Origin of the sequence: Pseudodesulfovibrio sp. S3, assembly GCF_004025585.1 — a bacterium.
GTDB lineage: Bacteria > Desulfobacterota > Desulfovibrionia > Desulfovibrionales > Desulfovibrionaceae > Pseudodesulfovibrio.
Map to the genome: position 1 here is coordinate 1 of NZ_QTZO01000035.1, position 7828 is coordinate 7828.

The following is a 7828-nucleotide window of genomic DNA, read 5'->3' on the forward strand; positions in this document are numbered from 1 at the left end:
GAGCGTGGCCCGGAAAGCGTTCGTTCACGAACTTTCTTTCCCGGGCAGTGGAGCCGCGCTACAGGCTCTTGGTCCCGATTCCAGGATCACAGCCCAAAAAAGGCGTTTTTGCCTACTTTTGTCGCCTTGAACAAAAGTAGGGCGCTGCAAGAGCGCAACACTTCAAAAGGATATAGAGCCTAACTCCCACCGCGAATGCGCTACGTTTGAAATAAGCAACAACCTTCGTTTGAAAGACGTGCTCATCACCACCGCGAATGCGCTCCGAACAAAACACTCGCCCAAAACCTATGCTGAAGCCTGCCGTCCCGAAAAACCGAAGAACCTAATCCAACAAGAAAATCACACCACCCCCACCACCCCTTACAACGCCGAACAATTGGTCCCGCAGCCTAGAGCCTGTCTCAGGCGGCGAAGCGCAGCCCGATTGAGTCCACAGGGTGGACAATCGTTTCGGGCAGCGAAAGCCGCCTACAGGCTCTTGGCTTCGGGTCCAGGCTCACAGCGCAAAAAAAGGTGTTTTTGCCTACTTTTGTCGCCTTGAACAAAAGTAGGGCGCTGTAAGAGCGCAACACTTCGTAAGGATGGTGCTAGCTTCCACCGCGAATGCGCTACGTCATCAACAAAGATCACCACCCCGGAAAAACCAACAATCCCGCTGCATATGTATTTCCTAACTCTCTTATTTCAATAAAAAATCCCACACCAAGCCCTAAAGATATGCATTCCTCGACCGATATGAACTCATGAGTAGTCGCCCTATGTCGCACTGCTCATGAGACTAATAATATGGGGTCTAAAACCCCTTCAATCTCGCATGGACGCGGGAAGGGAGATGACGATATGGCCATGGACGGCGATATTCTCTTTTCAGTGATCACTCCCTCTACCGGCAAACGACCAAACGCCCTTCAAAAAGCGGTTCATTCCGTGGAAGCGGCGGCCAGGTTTGCCGGACTGGAGACGGGACAAATAGAAATTCTCATAGGGTTCGGCGGTATCAAGGGCAAGGCTCCGGCTTGCGCTTATCCGGTCAGACGTTTCAACCTGCCCAAAGACGATGACTGCGGCCACGGCATCCGCAATCTGCTGCTCAAATTGGCAGGAGGCCAGAAAATCATATTTCTGGACGATGACAACGTACTCAAGCCCTACGCCCTGAGCCAGTATATCAAACATTATGACGCCGAAATGATCATCGGTCGCATCGACACGCAGCTTGCCTTTGACATGCCGACTCTTCCGATCTCGGACTCAGGCGCGCTGATCAGACCCGGGAACATCGATCTCCTGTGTCTGTGCCTGTCGCGCTGCCTGGTGGTGAACCGGTGCGGCGGTTGGAAATACCGGGGCAAGGCTGAAGCAGACTTCCTGAACATCCTCGATTGGTACACCCGCACCGGAAGCGTGACCATTCTCGAAGAGGTTGTCGGCGTATATGATGCCGGGCGCAGCCTGGACCGCAGCGCCCTGTCCTGGCGACAGCAAGGCCTTCTCGATCGTCTTGCCTGTGAACGCGCAATGACCGTGGGAATCCCTGTTCGGTCTGTGCTTCACGGATTGGCCCTGGCCTAGGGTTTGCCCCAGAGAAGTATGAAGCGGGCCACTGTTTCGGCGTCTCCGGACGCCGGGGCGGTGGCTCTTGTATTCTCCCTCTTTCCTTTTTCGCCAATACAGGTAAAATAGGCTGATACAGCATTCGATATTTTTCAGGGGGAATTCATGACATTGTCAAGCAAAGGGAGGATCAGGCATAAAGCCTGGCGAATTTTTCTGTTCCAAATGGGACTGTCCGCAACCGTGGTCGTTCTCGCCCTGCTCCCGGCCCTTTTCTTTGAAAACCGTTACTATTCCCTGGTCGCATTGCTTGTCGCCGCAGGCGGTGTGCTTGGCCTTTCCTTTTATTGTGCGTCGCGATTGATGCGGCTCATGGAAGATGCCCACGACAAGATCACTACCCTGACAACACACGACGATTTGACCGGCCTGCCGAACCGCCGCTGGTTTTTCGAACGGCTGGACGAGGAAGTGGACCGCGCCCTCCGCTATGACAGCAAGCTTTCGCTGATCATGGTTGACATCGACCACTTCAGAAAAGTCAACGACACCTTCGGCCATCCCCTGGGCGATCTGGCCCTGGCGGAAGTGGCCCGGCTTTTGGCAGCCAACATCCGCACGTCAGATATCGTGGTCCGCTACGGCGGGGAAGAATTCATGATCATCATCCCGGAATCCGACGCCGAACAGGCCGCGGTGGTCGCCGAAAAGCTGCGCGTGGTCATCGAGGTCAACGACATCAGCCTGGAAGGTCCGCAAATACAGGTCACCATCTCTTGCGGTGTGGCCGATCTGAAATCCGTCCGGCCAGGAAAGGGGAGCATCAGGGATGCCCTTGTTCTGGCCGCCGACCACAGCATGCATCGAGCCAAGGAAAACGGCCGTAATCAGGTGCTCATTCACATCCCCAAAAACGACAAACATCTCCCTCTGGTCTGATTCTTCCATTGCCTTTAAGACGAGAATGACTATTCTCTGGCAGGCAGAACGGGACGGCGCTGGCCATCCAGGCCCACCCTTTAAGTTGTATCATTTTGATATTGCTTGCTTTTTTTTATGGATTTTTCCCCTTCCCCCGTGGAGTCATTTGCGCTAAGTACATTGGTTCCCCGCCGGACGGCATTGGGACAGGGTTTTCCGCATTCCTGGGTAACAAAACTTTCGAGGTACACAGCATGGCCTTATGCAAAATAGAAGAAGCCATTGAGGACATCCGCAAGGGCAAGATGATCATCATGGTGGATGATGAAGACCGGGAAAACGAGGGTGATCTGGTCTGCGCCGCCGAGGCGGTTACACCGGAACTGATCAATTTCATGGCCACCCATGGCCGCGGTCTCATCTGTCTTCCCATGTCCAATGAGATGGCCGATAATCTCGGCCTGGAACTCATGACCAAGAAGAACGAATCCGGTTTCGGCACCAACTTCACCGTTTCCATCGAAGCGCGCGAGGGCGTGACCACAGGAATCTCCGCCGCCGACCGCGCCACCACGGTACTGGTCGCCGTTGCCGATGGGGCAGGCCCGGATTCCATAGTCACTCCGGGACACATTTTCCCCCTGCGCGCCAAGGACGGCGGCGTACTCGTCCGCGCAGGCCAGACCGAAGGCGGCACCGACATCGCCCGCCTGGCCGGGTTCAAGCCCGCAGCCGTCATATGCGAAATCATGAACGAGGACGGCTCCATGGCCCGCCTGCCCGACCTCGAAAAATATGCCCAGAAGCATGACCTCAAAATATGCTCCGTGGCCGATCTCATTGCCTATCGAATGAAATTCGACGGCAATTCCGTGACCAAGGTGGGCGAGGCCAAGCTGCCCACCCGCTGGGGTAATTTCCAATCAGCCGCCTTCCACTCCGACATCGACGGCAAGACCCACATCGCCCTGTACATGGGCGACATCACGCCGGACGAGCCGACCCTGGTTCGCGTGCACTCGGAATGCCTGACCGGCGACGTGTTCGGCTCCCTGCGTTGCGACTGCGGCCCGCAGCTTGCCGACGCCATGTGCATGATCCACAACGAAGGCAAGGGAGTGCTGGTCTACATGCGCCAGGAAGGACGCGGCATCGGTCTGGGCAACAAGATCAAGGCCTATCACCTGCAGGACCAGGGGTTCGATACGGTCGAGGCCAATGTCAAGCTCGGCTTTCCGCCGGACATGCGTGAATACGGCACCGGCGCACAGATCCTGGTGGCGTTGGGCGTCTCCAAGATGCGCCTGATGACCAACAATCCCAAGAAGATGGTCGGTCTGGAAGGATACGGCCTGCAAGTCACCGAACGCGTACCCATCGAGGTCGGAGCTTGCGATCTGAACGAGCGCTATCTCACGACCAAGCGCGACAAGATGGACCATCTGATCAAGATGGAATCCAAGTAGGCCTGGTGCAAGTTGACTTTTCGTGAACTGGTAACATATTACAACGCTATATATATTTCATACAGTAGGGAGAAGACATCATGTCCGTAAAGACCATCGAAGGACAACTGGACGCAAAGGGGCTTAAAATAGCCCTCGTGGCCGCCCGTTTCAATGATTTCATCGTCGATCGCCTCATCTCCGGCGCCACTGACTATCTGGTCCGGCATGGCGGCAGCGAGGAAAACCTGACCCTGATCCGGCTGCCCGGCGCCTTCGAGCTCCCCCTGGCCGCACAGAAGCTGGCTCGTTCCGGCAATTATGACGGCATCGTCGTGCTTGGTGCGGTCATCCGCGGCGCCACCCCGCACTTCGACTACGTTTGCAGCGAATGTGCCAAGGGCGTGGCTCACGCCAGCATGGAGACCGGTGTGCCCATGGGCTTTGGCCTGCTCACCTGCGACTCCCTGGATCAAGCCATCGAACGTGCCGGCTCCAAGGGTGGCAACAAGGGTGTGGAAGCCGCTTCCGCACTGCTTGAGACCATCCGGGTGCTGGAGCAACTCTAAGCATGAGCTCTACTAAAAAGGGCAATAGGCCCGGCATTCGCAGGGTGGGTCGCACCCTGGCGTTTCAGGTGCTCTATTCGACGCACTTTCTTGACCGGGCCAATCCCATGGATATGGACACCTTGTTCGACCTCAATCCCATGGTCACGGAGCAGGAATCCGAGACTGCTCGCGATTTTGCCCGCGCCCTGGTCATGGGCGTGAACGTCAATCTGCACGATATCGACAAGACCATTCAGGAAAATTCCCAGCACTGGAAGATCGAACGGATCGCCATGGTGGAACTGTCCGTACTTCGGCTGTCGTTGTATGAACTGCTTTTCACCGACATCCCGGCCAAGGTGGCCATCAACGAGGCCATCGAATTGTCCAAGATCTTCGGCGATGACAAGTCGCGCTCCTTTGTTAACGGCATCCTGGACGGAGTGGCCAAAACGCTGAAGCGGAATTGAGCCTGACAGAGGGCGGGACGCGCACCCAAACGCCATGGCCGATCTCCTGCCCGTGAATATCGGGCCGTGGCTGTTCACCGGCCTGACGCCGGGTGACAAAGAAACGACCACAGAGGAAGCATCATGGCATTAGGCAAATATTCTCCCGAGATCATAGAAAAAAAATGGCAGGATATCTGGAAGGAATCCGGCTGTTTCGAGGTTGAGACCGACACGAGCAAACCCAAGTACTACGTACTGGAGATGTTCCCGTATCCGTCGGGCAAGATTCATATGGGCCATGTGCGCAACTACTCCATCGGGGACGTGGTGGCGCGCTTCAAGAGCATGCAGGGCTTCAACGTGCTCCATCCCATGGGATGGGACGCCTTTGGCCTGCCTGCGGAAAACGCGGCCATCAAGAATGAGACCCACCCGGCCAAGTGGACCTTTCAGAACATTGCCGAGATGCGCGAACAGCTCCAGCGCCTGGGCTACTCTTATGATTGGCGGCGCGAGATCGCGACCTGCCGTCCCGAGTACTACAAATGGGAGCAGAAATTTTTCCTCAAGTTCCTTGAGAAGGGGCTGGCCTACCGCAAGGACTCCCCGCAGAACTGGTGCCCCAGTTGCAATACCGTGCTGGCCAACGAGCAGGTGGAAGAGGGGCTGTGCTGGCGCTGCGACTCCGAAGTCGAGCAGAAAGACATGGTGCAGTGGTTCCTGCGCATCACCGACTATGCCGAAGAACTGCTCAAGGATCTCGAGACCCTTGAAGGCGGCTGGCCCGAGCGCGTGCTGACCATGCAACGCAACTGGATCGGCAAGTCCTACGGCGCGGAATTGACCTTCCAGGTCAAGGACATGGATGCAACCATCGACGTTTTCACCACCAGGCCCGACACCCTGTTCGGCGCAACCTTCATGTCCGTGGCCGCCGAGCACCCCCTTGTGGAAAAGCTCATTGCCGACCAGGACAACAAGGCTGAAATCGAGGAGTTCGTTACCAACATCAGGAACATGGACCGCATCAAACGCGGTGCCGACGACCTGGAGAAGGAAGGCATTTTCACCGGGAAGTACTGCGTCAATCCGGTCACTGGCAAGGATATCCCCATCTACGTGGCCAATTTCGTGCTCATGGGATACGGCACCGGCGCGGTCATGGCCGTGCCCGCCCACGACCAGCGCGACTTTGAGTTCGCCACCAAATACAAACTGCCCATACAGGCGGTCATCAACCCGCCCGAGCTGCAAGAAAAAGGCGAGGAGCTTGACGCCGCGGACCTGACCGCTGCATACACCGCCCCCGGCTTCATGATCAACTCCGCCGAATTCAACGGTATGGAGAACGAGCCTGCCAAGAAGGCCGTGGTCGAGCACCTGGACGCCTCCGGCAAGGGCCGTATGGCCGTCAACTACCGGCTTCGGGACTGGAACGTCTCGCGCCAGCGGTTCTGGGGCGCGCCCATCCCGGTCATCTACTGCGATGACTGCGGCGTGGTGCCCGTGCCCGAGGATCAGCTCCCGGTGCTGCTGCCCGAGAATGCCCAGGTGCGCAAGGACGGCAAGTCTCCGTTGCCCACCATGGAGGAGTTCGTCAACTGCGTCTGCCCCAAATGCGGCCAACAGGCCCGTCGCGAGACCGACACCTTCGACACCTTTTTCGAGTCGTCCTGGTACTACATGCGCTATTGCGACCCGCGCAACGAGGATGAGGCCCTGGGCGCGGAGCATCTGGACTACTGGATGAATGTGGACCAGTATATCGGCGGCATCGAACACGCCATCCTGCACCTGCTCTACTCCCGTTTCTTTACCAAGGCCCTGCGCGACACCGGATTCGTCAAGACGACAGAGCCGTTCGCCAACCTGCTCACCCAGGGCATGGTCCTCAAGGACGGCGGCAAGATGTCCAAGTCTAAGGGCAATGTGGTGGACCCCAACGCCATGATCAACCAGTACGGTGCGGACGCCACCCGGCTGTTCATTCTTTTTGCCTCGCCCCCGGTCAAGGAACTGGAATGGTCCGACCAGGGCATTGACGGTGCCTACCGATTCCTCTCCCGCCTCTGGCGTCTGGTGGAGGAACTGGAAGACGTGCTCGAGCCGGTGAAGCCGACTGCGGCCGACGCCCCTGCTTCGGATGCGGCCAAGGAGTTGCGCTTCAAGGAGCATGACACCATCCGCCGCGCCACACGGGACATCGAAAACGAATTCCAGTTCAACACGGTCATCGCGGCTGTCATGGAACTGGTCAACACGCTGTATCAGGTCAAGGACGAGTTGAGGAATGCAGACCCCAAGGCGCTCTCGTCGGCCATAGCCACGGCCGTGACCCTGCTTTCCCCCGTGACTCCGCATATCTGCGAAGAGCTGTGGCAGTCCCTGGGTCACTCCGCCGGTCTCACCGCCCAGTCCTGGCCCGTCTTTGACGAAAAGGCCCTGGTCAAGGACGAGGTCACCCTGGTGGTTCAGGTCAACGGCAAGATGCGCGGCAAATTCGAGGCCCCCAACAACGCTCCCCAGGACGAGGTCGAAAAGATCGCCCTCGGGTTGGAGAATGTCGTCAAGTTCATTGAGGGAAAAACCGTCCGCAAAGTTATCGTAATTCCCAATAAATTGGTAAATATTGTAGCCAATTAAGCGAGCGCTGTTTTAATCAACCAAGATTGGCCGGAGGGATGATGTCCTTCCGGTCTTTTTTGTTTAGTTCGTAGCGCATTCGCGGTGGTGATGAGCGCGTTCTCCATATGAAGAGTTGAAATTTGTTTGATACGTAGCGCATTCGCGGTGGAAGCTAGGCTCTATATCCTTTTGAAGTGTTGCGCTCTTACAGCGCCCTACTTTTGTTCAAGGCGACAAAAGTAGGCAAAAACGCCTTTTTTGGACTGTGATCCTGGAA

General features: G+C 56.9%; 6 protein-coding genes. All 6 read left to right on the plus strand.

All coding sequences use genetic code 11. The features are described 5' to 3' along the window. Nucleotides 1-843: 843 nt before the first annotated feature. Nucleotides 844-1575: a glycosyltransferase family A protein gene (locus DWB63_RS17010; protein WP_241648899.1), complete on the plus strand. Its 732-nt coding sequence runs from the start codon at nucleotides 844-846 to the stop codon at nucleotides 1573-1575. A 147-nt stretch (nucleotides 1576-1722) separates the two neighbouring features. Next, a complete protein-coding gene (locus DWB63_RS17015; protein WP_128330067.1) occupies nucleotides 1723-2496 on the plus strand; it encodes a GGDEF domain-containing protein in 774 nt (257 codons plus the stop codon). Between the two features lie 236 nt (nucleotides 2497-2732). Continuing rightward, the gene (locus tag DWB63_RS17020) at nucleotides 2733-3944 is read left to right on the plus strand and encodes a bifunctional 3,4-dihydroxy-2-butanone-4-phosphate synthase/GTP cyclohydrolase II (RefSeq protein ID WP_128330068.1); all 1212 of its coding nucleotides are present in this window, start codon (nucleotides 2733-2735) and stop codon (nucleotides 3942-3944) included. Nucleotides 3945-4021: 77 nt separating this feature from the next. Beyond that, entirely contained in the window at nucleotides 4022-4492 is a 471-nt protein-coding gene (gene ribE / locus DWB63_RS17025; protein ID WP_128330069.1) for a 6,7-dimethyl-8-ribityllumazine synthase, read from the plus strand. A 2-nt stretch (nucleotides 4493-4494) separates the two neighbouring features. Then, a complete protein-coding gene (gene nusB, locus DWB63_RS17030; RefSeq protein WP_128330070.1) occupies nucleotides 4495-4944 on the plus strand; it encodes a transcription antitermination factor NusB in 450 nt (149 codons plus the stop codon). Between the two features lie 123 nt (nucleotides 4945-5067). Further along, nucleotides 5068-7569, plus strand: coding sequence for a leucine--tRNA ligase (gene leuS, locus DWB63_RS17035; RefSeq protein ID WP_128330071.1), 2502 nt, complete (start codon nucleotides 5068-5070; stop codon nucleotides 7567-7569). Nucleotides 7570-7828 lie beyond the last annotated feature (259 nt).